Below are 17,764 nucleotides of genomic sequence, written 5' to 3' on the forward strand. Positions count from 1 at the left end.
CCTACCGGCTGGCGCGGCGCATGCTGGACATGCTGGTGCGCCGCAACGTGGCGCTGGTTCTGGTGCTGCTGGCGCTGGTGCTGGGGGTTGCGACCTTTGTGGTCCTGTCGGGCGGCAAATCGCTGGCCAACCACCCGCAGATCCAGGCGCTGGTCTTCATCCTCAATTTCCTCGTGCTGCTGCTGCTGGCCACGTCACTGACCGAAAAGGTGGGCCGCGTGCTGGCCGAGCGCCGCAGCGGGCTGGCGGGGGCGCGGCTGCATGTGCGGCTGGTCACGCTGTTCGGCATCGTGGCCGTGGCGCCGACCATCGTGGTGGGGACGTTCGCCGCCGTGTTCTTCCACTATGGCATCCAGATCTGGTTCAGTGACCGGGTGAACACGGCGATGAACGAGGCGCTGGAGACCTCGCGCGGCTACCTGCAGGAACATAACGCCAATATCCGCACGGAAGCCTTCTCGCTCGCCAACTATCTGGTCAGCGCCCAGAATGCGCTGGCGGGATCGGGCAACGACCTGCTGCATGATCCCGACGCGCTTTCGCAGGTGCTGGATTCGCAGGCGACGCTGCGCGGGCTGGACGTGGCGGTGGTGTATGATCCCTTCACCAATTCGGTCGTGGCGTCGGGCGGGTTGATGGGCCGGACGGCCAACCTCAAGGACCTGCCGCCGCCTGCCGCCACGCTGATGGCGCGCACGAACGAGATCGCGATCCTGGATTCCCCCGATGAAAAGACGGTTCGCGCGGTGGTGACGCTGGGCGATACGCCGCCGCTCATGCTCATGATCGCCCGCCCCGTGGACCCCGACATCCTGGAACACATGCACCGCACCGAACAGGTGGTGGCCGACTACCAGCGCCTGAACGGCAACCGCGCCAAGATCCAGTTCACCTTCGTGCTGATCTTTGCGCTGGTGGCGGTGCTGGTGCTGGGGGCGGCCATCCTGATCGGGCTCATGCTGGCCAACCAGATCGTGCGCCCGCTGGGGCTGCTTATCCTGGCGTCCGAGCGGGTGAGCAAGGGCAACCTGGACAGCAACGTACCCGAAGGCGACAGGGATGACGAGGTCTCGAGCCTGTCGCGCGCCTTCAACCGCATGACCTCCCAGCTGGCCAGCCAGCGCGCGGAACTGGTCAACGCCACCAACCAGATCAATGAACGCCGCAGGTTTACCGAAGCCGTGCTGTCCGGTGTGTCGGCCGGTGTGATCGGGCTGGACGCGCAGGGCGTGATCGAACTGCCCAACCGCGCCGCCAGCGTGCTGCTGCATCGTGACATGGCCGAATGCATCGGCCAGCCACTGGGGGCGGTCGTGCCGGAACTGGCCGGGATGCTTGACCGCGTGGTGCATGACGGCGCGCGTGAACTGACTGGGGAGGTACAGGTGCTGGCCGGTGGGCGTGCGTGTACCCTGCTGGTCCGAATCGGCGCCGAAATACAGGCCAGCCTGAATGGCGACGTGGCGGGGGGGTATGTGGTTACCTTTGATGACATAACAGCCCTGCAGGTTGCGCAGCGCAAGGCGGCCTGGGCCGACGTGGCGCGCCGCATCGCCCATGAGATCAAGAACCCGCTGACCCCCATCCAGCTTGGTGCCGAGCGGCTCAAGCGCCGCTTCCTGCGCGAGATCACGTCCGACCCCGATACCTTCGTGCAGTGCGTGGACACCATCATCCGCCATGTGGGGGATATCGGGCGGATGGTGGATGAATTCTCCGCCTTCGCGCGCATGCCCCAGCCGGTGATGCGGATGGAGGACCTGTCGCGCATCGTGCGGGAGGCGCTGATCCTCCAGCGCAACGCCCATCCTGAAATTGTGTACGAGGTCACGCTGCCCGACCGGGGGCCGCAGGTGCGCTGCGACCGCCGGCTGATCGGCCAGGCGCTGACAAACCTGTTGCAGAATGCGGCCGACGCCATAGCCATGCGCCGCCCGCAGCAGCCCGCGGGCGGGGATGGCGTGATCGGTACGATCCGTATTACATTGCGGCAGGCCGATCCGAACGTGCTCCTGATTGTCGAGGATGACGGAATCGGGCTGCCAGTTGAGGATCGTGCCCGGCTGACCGAACCCTATGTGACGCACAAGCCCAAGGGCACCGGCCTTGGCCTTGCGATCGTCAAGAAGATTCTTGAAGATCATGGCGGCACCATCGGGCTGGAGGATCGTGCCGGAGCCAGGGGAGCTGTATCGACGTTGATCTTGCCGATAAAGGATGACCATGGGGCATGAAATCCTGATCGTCGATGACGAGCCGGACATACGGCTCCTTATCGAAGGTATTCTCGCCGATGAAGGGTACGAGACGCGGCTGGCCGCGGATTCGGATTCCGCCATCGCCGCGTTCAGGGAGCGCAGGCCCTCGCTTGTGGTGCTGGATGTCTGGCTGCAGGGGTCGCGGCTGGACGGGCTGGGCATCCTTAACGTGCTGCACAAGGAAGAGCCGTCCATCCCGGTCATCATGATATCGGGGCACGGCACCATCGAGACCGCCGTTGCCGCCCTTCAGCATGGCGCGTACGACTTCATTGAAAAACCCTTCCAGGCCGACCGGCTGCTGGTGGTGGTGCGCCGGGCGCTGGAGGCCTCGCGCCTTGCGCGCGAGAACGCGGAACTGCGCCTGCTGGCGGGTTCCGGCACGGTGCTGGAGGGAAAGAGTGCCGCCATCGTGGCCGTGCGCAACCAGATCGACCGCGTGGCGCCCACCGGCTCACGCGTGCTGATATCGGGGGCGGCGGGCACAGGAAAGGAAGTGGCGGCAAGGATGATCCATGCCAGTTCCCGCCGGGCGGAGGGACCGTTCATAGCGCTGAACTGCGCCACCCTTGCGCCGGGCCGCTTCGAGGAGGAACTGTTCGGCACGGAAGGCGGCGATGACGGCACGGGCCGGCGCACCGGCGTGCTGGAACGCGCCCATGGCGGCACGCTGGTGCTGGATGAAGTGTCCGACATGCCGCTGGAAACGCAGGGCAAGATCGTGCGCGCGTTGCAGGACCAGACGTTCGAGCGGCTGGGTGGCGCGCGCCGGGTGAAGGTGGATGTGCGCGTGCTGGCCACCACCAACCGCGACCTGCAGTCGGAAATCGCGCTGGGTCGCTTCCGGGAAGACCTGTACTACCGCCTGGCCGTGGTGCCGCTGCGCATTCCCAGCCTGCGCGAACGGCGCGAGGACATACCCGAGCTGGCGCGCATGTTCCTGGACCGCGCGGCCGAGACGGCGGGCCTGCCGCTGCGTGAACTGTCGGGTGACGCCATTGCCGCGTTGCAGAGCTATGAATGGCCGGGCAACGTGCGCGAACTGCGCAACCTTATGGAGCGCCTGCTGATCATGATGCCGGGCAACAGCACCGACCCCATCCGGGCCGACATGCTGCCCTCCACCGTGGGGGAGGGGGCGCCCGCCCTGCTCAAATTCGATTCTGACGAGGATGTGATGAGCCTGCCGCTGCGTGAGGCCCGTGACCTGTTCGAGACCCAGTACCTGCAGGCGCAGCTGTTGCGCTTCGGGGGGAACATCAGCCGCACGGCGGGGTTTGTGGGCATGGAGCGCAGTGCGCTGCACCGCAAGCTCAAGCAGCTGGGGGTTACATCCGAGGACCGCAACGCGGGATGAGCTTTTGCCCGTCAGGCGCATGCCTGCTAGACAACGAACTGTGATACGGACGGTGGCAACGCCGTAGCATGACACGCGACTGTGCCGTGTACCCCGCCCAACAAGTAACAAGTAAGGCCCTGCCGTGGCAAAAGAACCTTCGCAGAATGTACAGGACGTGTTCCTCAACCACGTCCGCCGGTCCAAGACGCCGGTTACCATTTTCCTCGTCAACGGGGTCAAGCTCCAGGGCATCATCACCTGGTTTGACAATTTCTCCGTCCTGCTGCGGCGCGACGGGCATACGCAGCTGGTCTACAAGCACGCGATCAGTACCGTCATGCCGGCCACCCCGGTCAGCCTGTTCGAACCCGCCGCCGAGACCGAGGCGACAGAAGACCGCACGGCCACGGATGGCAGCCTGTCGTGACGGCGGGGCAGCCTTCTTCTGCCACGCGGGCCGCGGTCATCCTGCCGTGGGAGCGACCCGACCGGCATGATGACGCCCGTGCCGCCGAAGCCCGGCTGGAGGAAGCCGTGGGTCTTGCCGCCTCCATCGGGCTGGTGGTGGTGTGCCAGGCGGTGCTGCTGCTGCGCGCGCGCAGGCCAGCCACCCTGCTGGGGGGCGGGCAGGTCGAGTCGCTCAAGGAAACGGTGAAGGCCGACAACATCACCGTTGTCATCATCGACTCCCGCCTGACCCCGGTGCAGCAGCGTAACCTGGAGCGCGCGCTGGGCTGCAAGGTCATTGACCGGACCGCGCTGATCCTTGACATCTTTGGCGAGCGCGCGGCAACGCGTGAGGGCACGCTGCAGGTCGAGCTGGCCCATCTGGAATACCAGCGCAGCCGTCTGGTGCGCACATGGACCCACCTTGAGCGCCAGCGCGGTGGCTTCGGCTTCCTTGGTGGCCCCGGCGAGACCCAGATCGAGGCCGACCGCCGCATGATCGGGGACCGGATCGTCCGCCTCAAGCGCGAGCTGGAACAGGTGCGCCGCACCCGTGGCCTGCACCGGCAGGCCCGCCGCCGCGTGCCGTTCCCCATCGTGGCGCTTGTGGGCTACACCAATGCGGGCAAGTCCACCCTGTTCAACGCCCTGACCGGCGCCAGCGTGTATGCGCAGGACCAGCTGTTCGCCACGCTGGACCCCACCATGCGCGGTATCCAGCTGCCATCGGGGCGGCGGGTGATCCTGTCCGACACCGTGGGCTTCATCAGCGACCTGCCCACCGAACTGATCGCCGCCTTCCGCGCCACGCTGGAAGAGGTGGCGGAGGCCGACATCATCCTGCATGTGCGCGATGTCTCGCATCCCGACAGCGCCTCCCAGCGCCAGGACGTGATCGAGGTGCTGGAGGGCATGGCGCGTAACGGCACGATCGAGGAAGACTGGCAGGGCCGTGTCATCGAGGTGCTGAACAAGGCGGATCTGGTGGGCGGGCGTGAGGCCGTGGGCGCGCGGCCGGGCAATGTGGTCATTTCCGCCATTACCGGCGACGGGCTACCCGACCTGCTGGCCGCGATTGACGAGCGCATGACGCGTGCGATGGAAGTCGCGCTGTACCGCGTGCCCCTGACGGAAGGGGCGGCGATGGCATGGCTGTACGAGCATGGGGAAGTCACCGCGCGCACGGATGGGGAACAGGGGGCGGACATGACCGTGCGCCTTTCCCCCGCCAACCGGGCGCGTTTCGAGATGCAGTTCGGCCGCGTCGTGACCTGTCAGACACTGTAGGGGCCTGCCATGGCGCATGGCAGGGCGGCCCGGGGATGGAAAACCGGTGCCCGCTGGCGCAGGATTGTACACCGGATGAAGGACTGACACGCAAGGCGCGGAGGCTGCAATGACGGAACGGATCACACTGGCGGACATGCGCGCGGTGGTACGGATGATGCGGGGGGCGGCCCGCCGTCATGTCATGCCCTCCTTCCGCTGCCTTGACCGTACCGACATCCGCGCCAAGAGCGGCCCGCTGGACATCGTGACCGTGGCGGATGAAGCCACGGAACGGGACCTGACCACAGCCCTGCAGGCGGCATGGCCCGCGGCACTGGTGGTGGGGGAGGAAGCGGTGGCGGCCGACCCCGCGATTCTGGACGGGCTTGCCACGGCGGGACTGGCCTTCGTGATCGACCCGATTGATGGCACGGCCAATTACGCGGCGGGCGTGCCGCTGTTCGGTGTCATGGTTTCGGTCGTTGTGGACGGGCAGGCGGCTGGCGGTGCGATCCTTGATCCTGTCTGTGATGTCGCGGCGTTTGCCGCCCACGGGCAGGGGGCGTGGCTGGAAGAGGGCGGCGGCATCACGCGGCCGCTGCATGTGGCGCCCCCCGTGCCCGCGCGCGAGATGGCGGGCAATGCGTCCTGGCGCTACCTGCCGCCCGATCTGCGCGACGTGGTGACGCATAACCTGCCCAGGGTGGCGGGTTCATGGGATTTCCGCTGTGCGGCGCATGAATACCTGATGCTGGTGGACGGGCGCTGCCATTTCCTGCTGTTCAACCGTACCCTGCCATGGGACCATCTGGCAGGCTGGCTGATCCATGCGGAGGCTGGCGGCTACAGCGCGCATTTTGATGGCAGCCCCTACCGCGTGACCGACCGCAGCGGCGGCCTGCTCTATGCGCCGGACCGCGAAAGCTGGCAGGCGCTGCGCGACCTGCTGCTGACACCGGGCTGAAAACAGAAGGAAGTTTTTGGTGAAGCTTTTTTCAAAAAGCTTCAAAGAACGCCGCCTTTAAAAAAGGCTGCACCCAGAAACTTCCGTTCAATAAATCAATGGCCCGGTTCAGTCCTGTGCCGCGCGTTCGCGGCGTTTGACCGCCTGCCAGCCTTCTTCCATCGTCTTTACGTCCACATCCACAAGCGCCAGCCCACGGTCGGCCAGGTCGTGCTCGACAGCGGTAAAGCGGCGGGTGAACTTGGCGTTGGCCTGGCGCAGGCAGGCCTCGGGGTCCATGTCCAGCTTGCGGGCCAGTGTTGCCAGCGTGAACAGCACGTCGCCCAGTTCGTCGAATATCTTCTCGCGGTCGCCGCTTTCCAGCTCGACCTTCAGTTCATCAAGTTCCTCGTCCACCTTGGCCGCGACTTCGGCCACCGTATCCCAGTCAAAGCCGGTGCGGGCGGCGCGGGCGGAAAGCTTGCGCGCGCGCAGCAGGGCGGGCAGGCCAACGGGCACGTCATCCAGCGTGCCGCCCCGGTTGCGGGCCAGTCGCTCCTGTGCCTTGCCATGCTCCCACTGGCCCGGCGTGGCCTCTGTATCGCCAAAGACATGCGGGTGGCGGCGGACCATCTTGTCACCGATCAGGGTGGCCACGGTGGCGAAGTCGAACATCCCTTTCTCGTCGGCCATCTGGGCGTGGTAGACCACCTGCAGCAGCAGGTCGCCCAGTTCGTCGGGCAGGCCGTCCCAGTCTTCGCGCGCGATGGTGTCGGCCACCTCATAGGCTTCTTCAATGGAGTAGGGCGCGATGGAGGCGAAATCCTGCGCCCGGTCCCATGGGCAGCCGGTCTGCGGGTCGCGCAGGCGGGCCATGATGTCCAGCAGGCGTTGCACGGCGGGGGCGGCATCTTGCATGGGGCGGGTTTCCTGCCATGTTCATGTTGCGGTCGGGCACAGCTTTTGTATAGATCGCGCACCCCAAGGCGGGAAGTTTTTATCGGGACAGGCGGAACATGGGCAGCGACGGACAGGCGACGGTCTTTATCGATGGCGAGGCGGGTACGACGGGACTGGGCATTCGTGAGCGCCTGCGCCACCTGCCGGTCACGCTGCGCTCCATCGATCCCGCCCTGCGCAAGGACCCGCGGGCCCGGCAGGCAATGATGGCGGCGGTGGACGTGGTCATCCTGTGCCTGCCCGATGCGGCGGCGCGTGAGGCGGTGGCCATGGCCGACACCATGGGAACCGATGCCCCCCGCATTCTGGACGCCAGCACCGCGTTCCGCACCGATCCGGCATGGGTTTACGGCTTTCCGGAAATGGATGCGGCCCAGCCGGCCGCCATCCGGGCCGCGGCACGGGTGTCGAACCCCGGCTGCTACCCCACCGGGCTGATCGGGCTGCTGCGCCCGCTGGTCAATGCCGGCCTGGTCCCTGTCGACTATCCCGTATGCATCAATGCGGTCAGCGGCTATAGCGGCGGCGGCCGCAGCATGATCGAGGCCCATGAGTGTGACGGCGGCCCGGCGTTCGAACTGTACGGGCTGGGGCTTGGCCACAAGCACATGCCGGAAATGACGCTGTATGCCGGGCTGGCGCAGGCGCCCATATTCGTGCCGTCGGTCGGGCATTTCCCGCAGGGGATGATCGTATCGGTGCCGCTGCATCTGGACCGGTTGCCGGGGCGGGTGCGCATGGCCGACCTTCATGCCGCCCTTGCCGCCCATTACGCGGGTTCGGACCGCATTGCGGTGGCCGAACCCTGCGCCAAGCTGGTGGCGGATGCGCTGGCCGGGACCGACCGGATGGAACTGCGCGTGCATGGCAGTGATGACCTGCGGCAGGTGGTACTGACCGCGCGGCTGGACAATCTGGGCAAGGGCGCATCGGGTGCGGCCTTGCAGAATCTGGCGCTTATGCTTGGGCTGGAACCGCCGCCGCCCGTGTGATATAGCGGGTCCGCAAGACGTCCCTGGACTGATTGCCGTGGTCTCCCGTCCCCTGTCTGGGGGTGGGGTGCGCGTATGCGAGAGTGACGGAACGGTAGACGTAGTCGACTCAAAATCGACCGCCGCAAGGCATGGGGGTTCGAATCCCCCCTCTCGTACCAGTCTGGCGCACCGGCATCCCGGTGTTGCTGCCCCGCTGCCCGTGTCGCGAACAGGACGATGTCTCCCTTGCCTGATGCCCTTATGGAAAAGCCGTCCGCACGGCCTGCCAATCCGTGCTTTTCTTCCGGTCCCTGCGCAAAGCGGCCGGGATGGTCGCTCAATGCCCTGTCGGATGCGCTGGTGGGCCGTTCGCACCGTTCGACCGAGGGGCGTGCCCGCCTGAACGAGGTCATTACCCGTTCAAAGGCCATCCTTGGCATGCCCGAGGACTGGGTGCTGGGCATCGTGCCCGCATCCGATACGGGTGCGGTGGAAATGGTGCTGTGGTCCATCCTGGGCACCCGTCCGGTGGATGTGCTGGCATTCGAGAGCTTTTCCGCCACATGGGCCAACGACATCATTGCCCAGCTTGAACTGCCCGATGCCCGCGTGCTCAGGGCTGAATATGGCGAGATCCCCGACCTGGCGCAGGTGGACTGGGCGCGCGATGTGGTGCTGACATGGAACGGCACGACATCGGGCGCGCGCCTGCCGTATGATGCCGCCATTCCCGCGCAGCGTGACGGGCTGGTGATCTGTGATGCCACATCCGCAGCCTTCGCCATGGACCTGCCGTGGGACAGGCTGGATGTGGTCACATGGTCATGGCAGAAGGTGCTGGGCGGTGAGGCAGCGCACGGTATGCTGGCCCTGTCGCCACGTGCGGTGGAGCGCCTGGTCTCCACGCCAGCACCCCGCGCGCTGCCCAAGATTTTCCGGCTGACCAACAGCAAGGGACTGATCGAGGGCATTTTCCGTGGTGATACCATCAACACCCCCTCCATGCTGTGTGTGGAAGATGCGCTGGATGGCCTGAAATGGGCGGAGGAAGCCGGCGGCCTGATGGGGCTGATCGCGCGCAGCGAAGCCAATCTGGCCGTGGTGGCGGCGTGGGAGGCGAAGTCCGACTGGGCGCGCTTCCTGGCCACCAACCCTGACCACCGTTCCAGCACCGCCATCTGCCTGCGTATCGTCGCACCGTGGTTCACTGCGCTTGATCACGCGGCGCAGGCAAAGGCCGCCAGGCAGATCGTCTCGCTTCTGGGTGCGGAAGGCGTGGCGCTGGATGTGGGCAGCTACCGTGACGCGCCCCCCGGCCTGCGGCTGTGGGGTGGGGCCACGGTCGAGTCATCCGACCTGCGGGCCGTCCTGCCGTGGCTGGACTGGGCCTACGCACAGGTGCGCGGCCAGCACGTCTGACCCCTTTGCCCCATGCCCGATCCATCATGCCCCGGCGCTGGTCCGGGGCATGATGCAGCACGATAGGCCCCTTCGCATATGACTGATGATCCGCCGTTCAATCCCGCCCTGCTGCCGGCCGGTTTCGTGGACCGGCTCCCGCCCGAGGCCGAGGCCGAGGCCGCGGGTGTCGAGACGCTGATGCGCGTGTTCGCGGCCCATGGTTATGACCGTGTCACCGCGCCGCTGCTGGAATTCGAGGAAACGCTTCTCTCCGGTTCGGGTGCGGCCGTGGCGGAGCAGACTTTCCGCCTGATGGACCCCGACACGCGGCGGATGATGGCGCTGCGGCCCGACATCACGCCGCAGATCGCCCGTATCGCGGCCACGCGCCTGCCCGATGTGCCGCGCCCGCTGCGCCTGGCCTATGCCGGGCCATGCGTGCTGATGGCCGCAAACCGGGGCGAGGGGGATCGCCAGATCTCGCAGGCGGGGGTGGAACTGATCGGTCCCGACCGGCCGGAAGCGGATGCGGAAATCATTGCCATCGCGGCGGAATGCCTGGCCACGCTGCAGGTGCGTGGTGTCTCGTTCGACCTGACCATGCCCGCGCTGACCACGGCCCTGCTGGATGCGGGCGGGTTTGACGCGCATGTGCGCGGCATGCTCATGCGCGCGCTGGACCGCAAGGACGCAGCCGCCGTGGCCCGTCATGGTGGTGCGCTGGCCGATGTGCTGATCCGCCTGCTGCATGCGGCCGGTCCCGCCCATGGCGCGCTGGCGGAACTGGCCGCGGTGGACCTGCCCCCCCAGGCAAGGGTACTCAGTGCCCGGCTGGCCGCCACGGTGGCTGCGATCGAGGCCCGGGTACCCGGTATCCGGCTGACGGTGGACCCGGTGGAATTCCGTGGCTGGCAGTACCATACCGGCGTGTGTGTAAGCGTATATGCCGCAGGCCAGCGCGAGGAGCTGGGCCGGGGCGGGCGCTACCTGTCCAATGATGACGAACCCGCCTGTGGCCTGACCCTGCGGCCCGACATCATCCTGCGGGCCGCTCCGCCGCTGCCCAGCCGCACCCGTGTGTTCCTGCCATGGGGCACGCCTGCGGAAGTGGGGGCTGCCCTGCGGGCCGCGGGCTATGCCACGGTCGGTGCGCTGGGGCACGATGGGGACGCGCGGGCGGAAGCGGCACTGCTGTCCTGCCCGCTGGTGGTGGTTGATGGCCAGCCCGTGCCGGTGGATGACGCGTGAGCCGCCGGGCCTGATTTTTTCTCAAAACCAGAGTTTTTCCCGGCTGGGCGTGCTGTGCGGGCCGGGCAGCATATCAAGGAGCATGAAATGTCCAACGTCACCGTGATCGGCACCCAGTGGGGTGACGAGGGCAAGGGCAAGATCGTTGACTGGCTGGCCAGCCGTGCGGATGTGGTCGTCCGCTTCCAGGGGGGGCACAATGCGGGCCATACGCTGGTTGTGGGGGATCAGACCTACAAGCTGTCCCTGCTGCCCTCGGGCCTGGTGCGTGGCAAGATGGGTGTGATCGGCAACGGCGTGGTGGTCGACCCCGAAGCCCTGCTGAAGGAAATTGACCGCGTAAGCGCGCAGGGCCTGACCGTCACCCCCGAAACCCTGAAGATTGCCGAAAACGCACCGCTGATCCTGCCCGTGCATGGTGCGCTGGACCGCGCGCGTGAAGCAGCACGCGGTGACCGCAAGATCGGCACCACGGGCCGGGGCATCGGTCCCGCCTATGAGGACAAGGTGGCCCGCCGCGCCATCCGCCTGTGCGACCTGGCCGAGCCGGAAACGCTGGACTGGAAGCTGGATGAACTGCTGCTGCACCACAATACCCTGCTCAAGGGGCTGGGTGCGGACACGTTCACCAAGCAGGACCTGCTGGACTTCCTGAACGGTGTCGCACCCCGCGTGCTGCCCTTCATGGCGCCGGTGTGGGACCTGCTGGATGACAGCCGCCGCAGCGGGTCGCGCATCCTGTTCGAAGGCGCGCAGGCCGTGATGCTGGACGTGGACCATGGCACCTATCCGTTCGTGACCAGTTCCAACACGGTGGCCGCCAATGCGGGCACGGGTGCGGGCGTTGGACCCACCAGCATCGGTTTTGTCCTGGGCATTGCCAAGGCTTACACCACCCGCGTGGGTGAGGGACCGTTCCCCAGTGAACTGCACGACCAGATGGGCCGCACGCTGGGTGAGCGCGGGCATGAATTCGGTACCGTGACGGGCCGTCCCCGCCGCTGTGGCTGGTTTGATGCCGTGCTGGTGCGCCGTGCGGTGCGCGTGGGGGGCGTGAATGGCCTGGCGCTGACCAAGCTGGATGTGCTGGACGGGCTGGATGAAATCAGCATCTGCGTCGGTTATGAACTGGACGGCCGGAAGATCACCAGCTTCCCCTCCGCCCCCGGCGCGCAGCAGCGCATCCGCCCGGTGTTCGAGACGATGGAAGGCTGGAAGGACAGCACGAAGGGCGCGCGTTCCTGGGCCGAACTGCCCGCGCAGGCCATCAAGTATGTGCGGCGGATCGAGGAACTGGTGGAAGCGCCTGTTACCCTGCTGTCCACCAGCCCGGAACGTGACGACACCATCCTGATGCGCGACCCGTTTGAAGACTGAGGCTGGGCATAAAAGATCCCGGCTACCGCCTTTTTTCACGAAGGCGGTATTCTTCGGGGCTTTCTGGAAAAAGCTGCACCCAAGACCTCTTCATGATTCCAGGCTGTTTGCGGCGGCCCCCAGGAAAAAGCCCCGTGGGCCGATGGCACACGGGGCTTTTTTGCGGAACGTGAAAGAGGGAGGCGTCAGGCCGGAGCCTGTTCGCCGTGCCGTGCGCGGCGGGCGGCGACTTCCGCCTTCATGGCCGCCTGCAGCTTTTCAAAGGCGCGGACCTCGATCTGGCGCACCCGCTCGCGCGAGATGTTGTAGACGTGGGACAGGTCTTCCAGTGTGGCAGGCTCGTCCTTGAGCCGCCGTTCGGTCAGGATGTGGCGCTCACGCTCGTTCAGCGTTTTCAGCGCCTTGGCCAGCAGGGCCTGCCTGCCGGAATACTCCTCGCTCTGGGCAAGGGTCTCTTCCTGGTTGTCATTGTCATCAACCAGCCAGTCCTGCCATTCCCCTTCGCCATCCATGCGCAGGGGCGCGTTCAGGCTGTGGTCAGGGGCCGCCAGCCTGCGGTTCATGTTGACCACGTCCTGCTCGGGCACGCCAAGGGACTGGGCAATCTTGTTGACCTGCTCGGGCCTGAGATCACCGTCATCAATGGCCTGCATCTGCCCCTTCAGGCGGCGCAGGTTGAAGAACAGCTTTTTCTGGGCGGCGGTCGTACCGATCTTGACCAGAGACCAGCTATGCAGGATGTATTCCTGTATGGCGGCCCGGATCCACCACATGGCGTATGTGGCCAGCCGGAAGCCACGATCGGGGTCGAAGCGGCGCACGGCCTGCATCATCCCGATATTGCCTTCGCTGATCAGTTCACCCACCGGCAGGCCATAGCCTCGATAGCCCATGGCAATCTTGGCAACCAGGCGCAGGTGGGAAGTGACGAGCTTATGCGCGGCTTCGGTGTCGCCCTTGTCCTTCCAGCGGCGCGACAGGCGAAGCTCCTCCTCGGGGGAGAGCATGGGGAATTTACGGATATCCCGAAGGTATTTGGACAGGTTGTTTTCGGGACCGGAGATAAGAGCAGAAGAGGCCATTGTAACGGACTCCTGTTCCAGAGGGATGAGGCGACTGTTAATCCGGCCTAACGTGGCCGTGACCGGCGGGGTTGCATCATCACTCTGATAGACGCACGACTGGACTTCTCACGTCCCCGCATCCGGCCCCCGTATGGGCAGCCCGATAGCAGGACGTCCAGTTAGCCTGGGGGCGTCGGCCCCGGCGAACAATCACCGAACATACGCATATGGGACCGGCAAGTCAAGAAATGAAGGCCCCCGCTTCAGGCAATGCTGCCCAGCAGGGTGGTGAAATCGGCTGGCGGTGCCGTCTCGAACAGCAGCTGTTCACCACTGCGGGGGTGGACAAAGCCCAGCCGCCGCGCATGCAGCGCCTGACGGGGAAAATCCAGTGCCGCGTCGCGTGCCGCAGCCGGCAGGCCGCGGGCGGCGGCCGGTATGCGGCGCAGATAGACCGGGTCTCCCACCAGCGCGTGCCCGGCATGGGCAAAATGCACCCGGATCTGGTGCGTCCGGCCCGTCGCCAGCCTGCATTCCACATGCGCCAGCCCGCCATGGAAGGTTTCGATGACCCGGTAATGGGTCAGGGCCTGCTTGCCACCGCCATTGGCAATCACCGCCATGCGCTTGCGGTCACGCCGGTCACGCCCGATCGCGCCATCGAATGATCCCTGCGCCGGGGCGGGAAGGCCCCAGCATATGGCCTGATAGGCGCGGTCGATCCGCCGTTCGGCAAAGGCGAGGGAAAGGGCCTGATGCGCCAGTTCCGTCTTGGCGGCGACCATGATGCCTGAAGTGTCCTTGTCCAGGCGGTGCACGATGCCGGGCCGCTTCTCCCCCCCGATGCCGGTCAGGCTCTCGCCGCAATGGGCCAGCAGGGCGTTGACCAGCGTGCCGTCCTCGTTGCCCGGTGCGGGGTGAACCACCATGCCCGCCGGCTTGTCCAGCACGATCAGGTCGCGGTCCTCATATAATATGTCCAGGGCGATGTCCTGCCCCTGCGGTGTCGCGGGGATTGCGGGGGGCAGGTGAATTTCATAACACATGCCAGCCCGCACCGGTTCGGCGGGGTCGCGTAGCGGGCTGCCATTGCGCAGCAGGTGGCCACTTTCCATAAGGGCCTTCACCCGTGAGCGCGACAGCGCGCCAGTCGCGGTGGCGATGAAGCGGTCGGTGCGCTGGCCCGCGTCATCCGCTGTGGCGATGACGGGGGCAGGGGGGGCAGTGTCGGTCATGGCATGTGTCTATCGGAAAAAACGGTATTCGGGAACGGAAAGCACATAATGGAAAAACAGGGGTCGCGCGCCTTGCTTGCCGCGGTGATTGGCATGGGGGTGCTGCTGTTCGTCGGCTCGCTGCTGCTGGTGGGCGTGCTGGTCCATCGCGTGATGCATCCACGTTCCGTCGTGGCGGCCGGTGCGCCGCCGGCCACGCTGCCCGCGCCACCCGTTGCGGGCAGCGGGCATGGGGCGGACGTGCTGATGATGGATGAGGCACCGGGCACCCATGTCACCAGCGTGACCGCGCGGCCCGACGGGCTGCTGGCGGTCGTGCTGTCCGGTGGGGACGGGGCGGACCGCATCGTGGTGTGGGACCCGGCAGGCCAGCATATCGTGGCGCGGCTGGTGGTCGGTCACCACTGAAATCGCGGGTGAGGGCAGGAAAGGAAGGCAGGGTATGATTCTTCCCTTGCATCCGGGCCGGGGATCGCATAGAAGGCGGCCACCGGCCATTGTCCCGTTCGTCTAGAGGCCTAGGACGCCGCCCTCTCACGGCGGCAACACGAGTTCGAATCTCGTACGGGACGCCATCCCTTTCCGGATAATCTGGTTGTTGCATGAAAGCCCGCCGCAAGGCGGGTTTTTCGTATTGGACCCGGCCCATCTATTTTTAAGCAAAAGCAATCTTTGGCTGGGCATGGCAACCTTTTTCATATTAATATATAATAAAGGCATCTTATATACTTGCCCGCGCCATGCCGCTGAAAAACATTGATTCAGATCAATCCGCGTTGAAATTTAAAAATATTTTCCATCTTTTAATTTGGCGGCGGATGGCAGCATAGTGAAACACTGTCATTTTCCGTATTCGTCCTTTGAATTCCTGCAAGAATTACCCATGGGCTCCCGGGGGAGGGGGTCCGGCCTGACGTGACATAAATGCAACTTTTCCCCTGTTCCGGTCCGCCGGCATGTGGGTGGCTGTTTCGCCGTGGGGGCGTAAGACGTTATGGTCCCCCTCGTAACGAAGTCCTTCTGACAATGGCCGCCTTTGTCTTGCAGGATGAAGGAGTTTGCGATTAAGCCGTGATGGTGCGGCGGGCAGGGAAGTGAACAGTGGACCCGGTCGATGGCTGCACGGGTTCTGGTTTCTGAGTGGTATGGTGATCGATGCTGTTGGATTTTATGAAGCTGCAAAAACAGGTATCCGGAATGGGACGTCGTTCTTTCCTGTCTGTCATGGCGGCAGCCGGCAGTATTCCTTTCCTTTCTACCGCTCTGGCCGCGGATGATCCGGCCATAAACGCACAATGGGCCATCTTCCGCGCCAAGTATTTCCACCCCGACGGCCGTATCATCGACACAGGCAACAGTGGCGAATCCCATAGCGAGGGGCAGGGCTACGGCATGCTTTTCGCCGCGACGGCGGGTGATCAGGCCACGTTCGAGGCCATGTGGGCTTGGACACGCGCTAACCTGCAGCACAAGACCGATGCCCTGTTCTCCTGGCGCTATCTGGACGGGCATAACCCGCCGGTCGCGGACAAGAACAACGCGACGGATGGCGACCTGCTGATAGCCCTGGGTCTGGTCCGTGCCGGACGGCTGTGGAAGCGCGCTGACTATATTCAGGATGCTATAGCCATCTATGGCGACGTGCTGAAGCTCATGACCCTGCAGGTCGGTCCCTATCTGGTGCTTCTGCCCGGCGGCGTGGGGTTTGCCACCAAGGATTCGGTCACGCTCAACCTGTCCTATTATGTCATGCCCTCGCTCATGCAGGCCTTCGCGCTGACGGGCGACGCACGCTGGCAGAAGGTGATGGGAGATGGCCTGATCATCATAAACCAGGGGCGATTCGGGGAGTGGAAGCTCCCGCCTGACTGGCTTTCGATCAACCGCCAGAACGGGCATTTCTCCATAGCCAAGGGCTGGCCGCCACGATTCTCCTATGATGCGATTCGCGTGCCGCTGTATCTTTACTGGGCGCATATGCTGTCGCCGGACCTGCTGGCCGACTTTACCCGCTTCTGGAACCATTTCGGGGCATCGGCCCTGCCGGGGTGGATTGACCTGACCAATGGTGCCCGCTCGCCCTACAATGCGCCACCGGGCTATCTGGCCGTGGCGACATGTTCCGGCCTGTCATCCGCCGGTGGGTTGCCAACCCTGGACAAGGCGCCGGATTATTATTCGGCTGCCCTGACATTGCTGGTTTATATTGCCCGTGGTGAGGGAGGTGGAATGTGACTACGCCCAACAAGGAAAGCACGGAGGCGACTCCACGCCCGGTTGTGGATATGGACAATCCGCAGGACGTGACGCGCATGCTCTCCAGCGGTTATGGCCTGAGCGGGGAGGGGTTCCACTACCATTCCTTCACGCGTCCCGTCATGCTGGACATGACCCCGGAACTGCCCCACGATTCCGTGGACGATACAGAGCATCATCTCGACGATAACGTCACCGAACACGAATCCGCCCCGGCAACGGCGCCGGTGTTCGTGTTCGATGCGGCACCTGAGCCTGCGGCACCACCTGTTGTTGCCGAGGCCGCGCCACCGCCACCTCCTCCGCCGCCGCCAGAGCCTGCGCCTCCTGAGCCGCCGCCCGCACCGCCACCCTATACGCCGGTTGTAACCCATGTGCCGCCGCCGCCGCCCGTGGAGGAAATGCCGGTACCCGAACCCGTGGCTGAAGCGGCTGCGCCTGCAAGGCCCCGGCCCGTGCCGCCGGCGCAGCCCGCGCCGGACATGGCATCGACGGGCGGGCGTGAACGGCGCGGGCTTCAGCCTTTTACCACGCCGCGTACGCCATCCGAGCCGCCGGTGTCTTCACGTGCGGCCGCACCGGCCACGCCCTTCGTCCAGGCAGATGACTGGGCGCCGGTGCCAAAGGCCCAGCAGCGTCGCGGCCAGCGTCCGACCGGGCCTGGTTTCTTCTTTGCCAAGGGGAATGACCGGGTTGCGACTGCCCGGCTGTTCCAGCCGGTGGCAGTGGCCCGTCCTGCTTCCAAACCTGACTCCAAGGTGACCACGATGACCAAATTCGACAAGACCGCACAGAATGCCCCCACGGGGCGTCGTCCTGCGCCATCTGACAATTCGCCAACACTGACGGAAGTTTTCATGACACTGGGCGGTCGTGCCACCGACCGGCTGGTGCCCAAGCCCAGCCTGCGTGACGCGCTGCTGCGCAAGCGTGAGGAAGAAACCGGGCAATCCTGATCTTATCCGGGGGCGGGGCCGGATGGCTGCCGGTCTG

Annotated in this window: 15 protein-coding genes and 2 tRNA genes; 14 read left to right on the forward strand and 3 right to left on the reverse strand. The window is 65.5% G+C overall.

What is annotated here, in order from left to right:
• Positions 1-20: 20 nt before the first annotated feature.
• The 5 genes from CFR78_RS06300 to CFR78_RS06320 all read left to right on the forward strand — a co-directional run bounded on the left by CFR78_RS06300 (position 21) and on the right by CFR78_RS06320 (position 6,277).
• Positions 21-2,234 carry a sensor histidine kinase NtrY-like gene (locus CFR78_RS06300; protein ID WP_371440423.1) on the forward strand — a complete coding sequence of 738 codons (2,214 nt, stop codon included), beginning with the start codon at positions 21-23 and terminating at the stop codon, positions 2,232-2,234.
• A complete protein-coding gene (ntrX, locus tag CFR78_RS06305; RefSeq protein ID WP_007399051.1) occupies positions 2,224-3,615 on the forward strand; it encodes a nitrogen assimilation response regulator NtrX in 1,392 nt (463 codons plus the stop codon). The genes CFR78_RS06300 and ntrX overlap by 11 nt, the downstream gene beginning before the upstream one ends.
• A gap of 124 nt (positions 3,616-3,739) precedes the next feature.
• Complete coding sequence (gene hfq, locus CFR78_RS06310; RefSeq protein WP_007399052.1) at positions 3,740-4,024, forward strand: RNA chaperone Hfq; 285 nt, start codon at positions 3,740-3,742, stop codon at positions 4,022-4,024.
• Positions 4,021-5,331: a GTPase HflX gene (gene hflX, locus CFR78_RS06315; RefSeq protein ID WP_034929040.1), complete on the forward strand. Its 1,311-nt coding sequence runs from the start codon at positions 4,021-4,023 to the stop codon at positions 5,329-5,331. Before hfq ends, hflX begins: the two co-directional genes overlap by 4 nt.
• 109 nt (positions 5,332-5,440) lie before the next feature.
• Positions 5,441-6,277: an inositol monophosphatase family protein gene (locus CFR78_RS06320; RefSeq protein ID WP_034929043.1), complete on the forward strand. Its 837-nt coding sequence runs from the start codon at positions 5,441-5,443 to the stop codon at positions 6,275-6,277.
• Positions 6,278-6,385: 108 nt separating this feature from the next.
• On the opposite strand, the gene mazG is transcribed toward CFR78_RS06320, so the two are convergent.
• Entirely contained in the window at positions 6,386-7,174 is a 789-nt protein-coding gene (mazG, locus tag CFR78_RS06325; protein WP_007399056.1) for a nucleoside triphosphate pyrophosphohydrolase, read from the reverse strand.
• A 98-nt stretch (positions 7,175-7,272) separates the two neighbouring features.
• Here mazG and argC point away from each other — a divergent pair, with 98 nt between their 5' ends.
• From argC to CFR78_RS06350, 5 genes are all read left to right on the forward strand, one after another.
• Positions 7,273-8,208 carry an N-acetyl-gamma-glutamyl-phosphate reductase gene (argC, locus tag CFR78_RS06330; protein ID WP_034929047.1) on the forward strand — a complete coding sequence of 312 codons (936 nt, stop codon included), beginning with the start codon at positions 7,273-7,275 and terminating at the stop codon, positions 8,206-8,208.
• Between the two features lie 77 nt (positions 8,209-8,285).
• Positions 8,286-8,369, forward strand: a tRNA-Leu gene (locus CFR78_RS06335).
• Between the two features lie 58 nt (positions 8,370-8,427).
• A complete protein-coding gene (locus CFR78_RS06340; protein WP_034929050.1) occupies positions 8,428-9,609 on the forward strand; it encodes a phosphoserine transaminase in 1,182 nt (393 codons plus the stop codon).
• A 78-nt stretch (positions 9,610-9,687) separates the two neighbouring features.
• A complete protein-coding gene (locus CFR78_RS06345) occupies positions 9,688-10,839 on the forward strand; it encodes an ATP phosphoribosyltransferase regulatory subunit (RefSeq protein WP_007399059.1) in 1,152 nt (383 codons plus the stop codon).
• Positions 10,840-10,926: 87 nt separating this feature from the next.
• Positions 10,927-12,216 carry an adenylosuccinate synthase gene (locus CFR78_RS06350; protein WP_034929323.1) on the forward strand — a complete coding sequence of 430 codons (1,290 nt, stop codon included), beginning with the start codon at positions 10,927-10,929 and terminating at the stop codon, positions 12,214-12,216.
• A gap of 185 nt (positions 12,217-12,401) precedes the next feature.
• Here the strand turns inward: CFR78_RS06350 and rpoH are convergent, their stop codons facing one another.
• A complete protein-coding gene (gene rpoH / locus CFR78_RS06355; RefSeq protein ID WP_034929053.1) occupies positions 12,402-13,298 on the reverse strand; it encodes an RNA polymerase sigma factor RpoH in 897 nt (298 codons plus the stop codon).
• A 245-nt stretch (positions 13,299-13,543) separates the two neighbouring features.
• Positions 13,544-14,515: an RluA family pseudouridine synthase gene (locus tag CFR78_RS06360; protein WP_034929056.1), complete on the reverse strand. Its 972-nt coding sequence runs from the start codon at positions 14,513-14,515 to the stop codon at positions 13,544-13,546.
• Between the two features lie 48 nt (positions 14,516-14,563).
• Between CFR78_RS06360 and CFR78_RS06365 the strand changes: the two genes are divergently transcribed.
• The 4 genes from CFR78_RS06365 to CFR78_RS06380 all read left to right on the forward strand — a co-directional run bounded on the left by CFR78_RS06365 (position 14,564) and on the right by CFR78_RS06380 (position 17,727).
• Positions 14,564-14,923, forward strand: coding sequence for a hypothetical protein (locus CFR78_RS06365; protein WP_034929059.1), 360 nt, complete (start codon positions 14,564-14,566; stop codon positions 14,921-14,923).
• 91 nt (positions 14,924-15,014) lie between these two features.
• A tRNA-Glu gene (locus CFR78_RS06370) sits at positions 15,015-15,090 on the forward strand.
• Between the two features lie 580 nt (positions 15,091-15,670).
• Entirely contained in the window at positions 15,671-16,750 is a 1,080-nt protein-coding gene (locus tag CFR78_RS06375; protein ID WP_034929062.1) for a glycosyl hydrolase family 8, read from the forward strand.
• A complete protein-coding gene (locus CFR78_RS06380; RefSeq protein WP_240471346.1) occupies positions 16,747-17,727 on the forward strand; it encodes an endoglucanase in 981 nt (326 codons plus the stop codon). The genes CFR78_RS06375 and CFR78_RS06380 overlap by 4 nt, the downstream gene beginning before the upstream one ends.
• Positions 17,728-17,764: the final 37 nt, after the last annotated feature.

Source organism: Komagataeibacter rhaeticus, from assembly GCF_003207855.1.
Lineage (GTDB): Bacteria > Pseudomonadota > Alphaproteobacteria > Acetobacterales > Acetobacteraceae > Komagataeibacter > Komagataeibacter rhaeticus.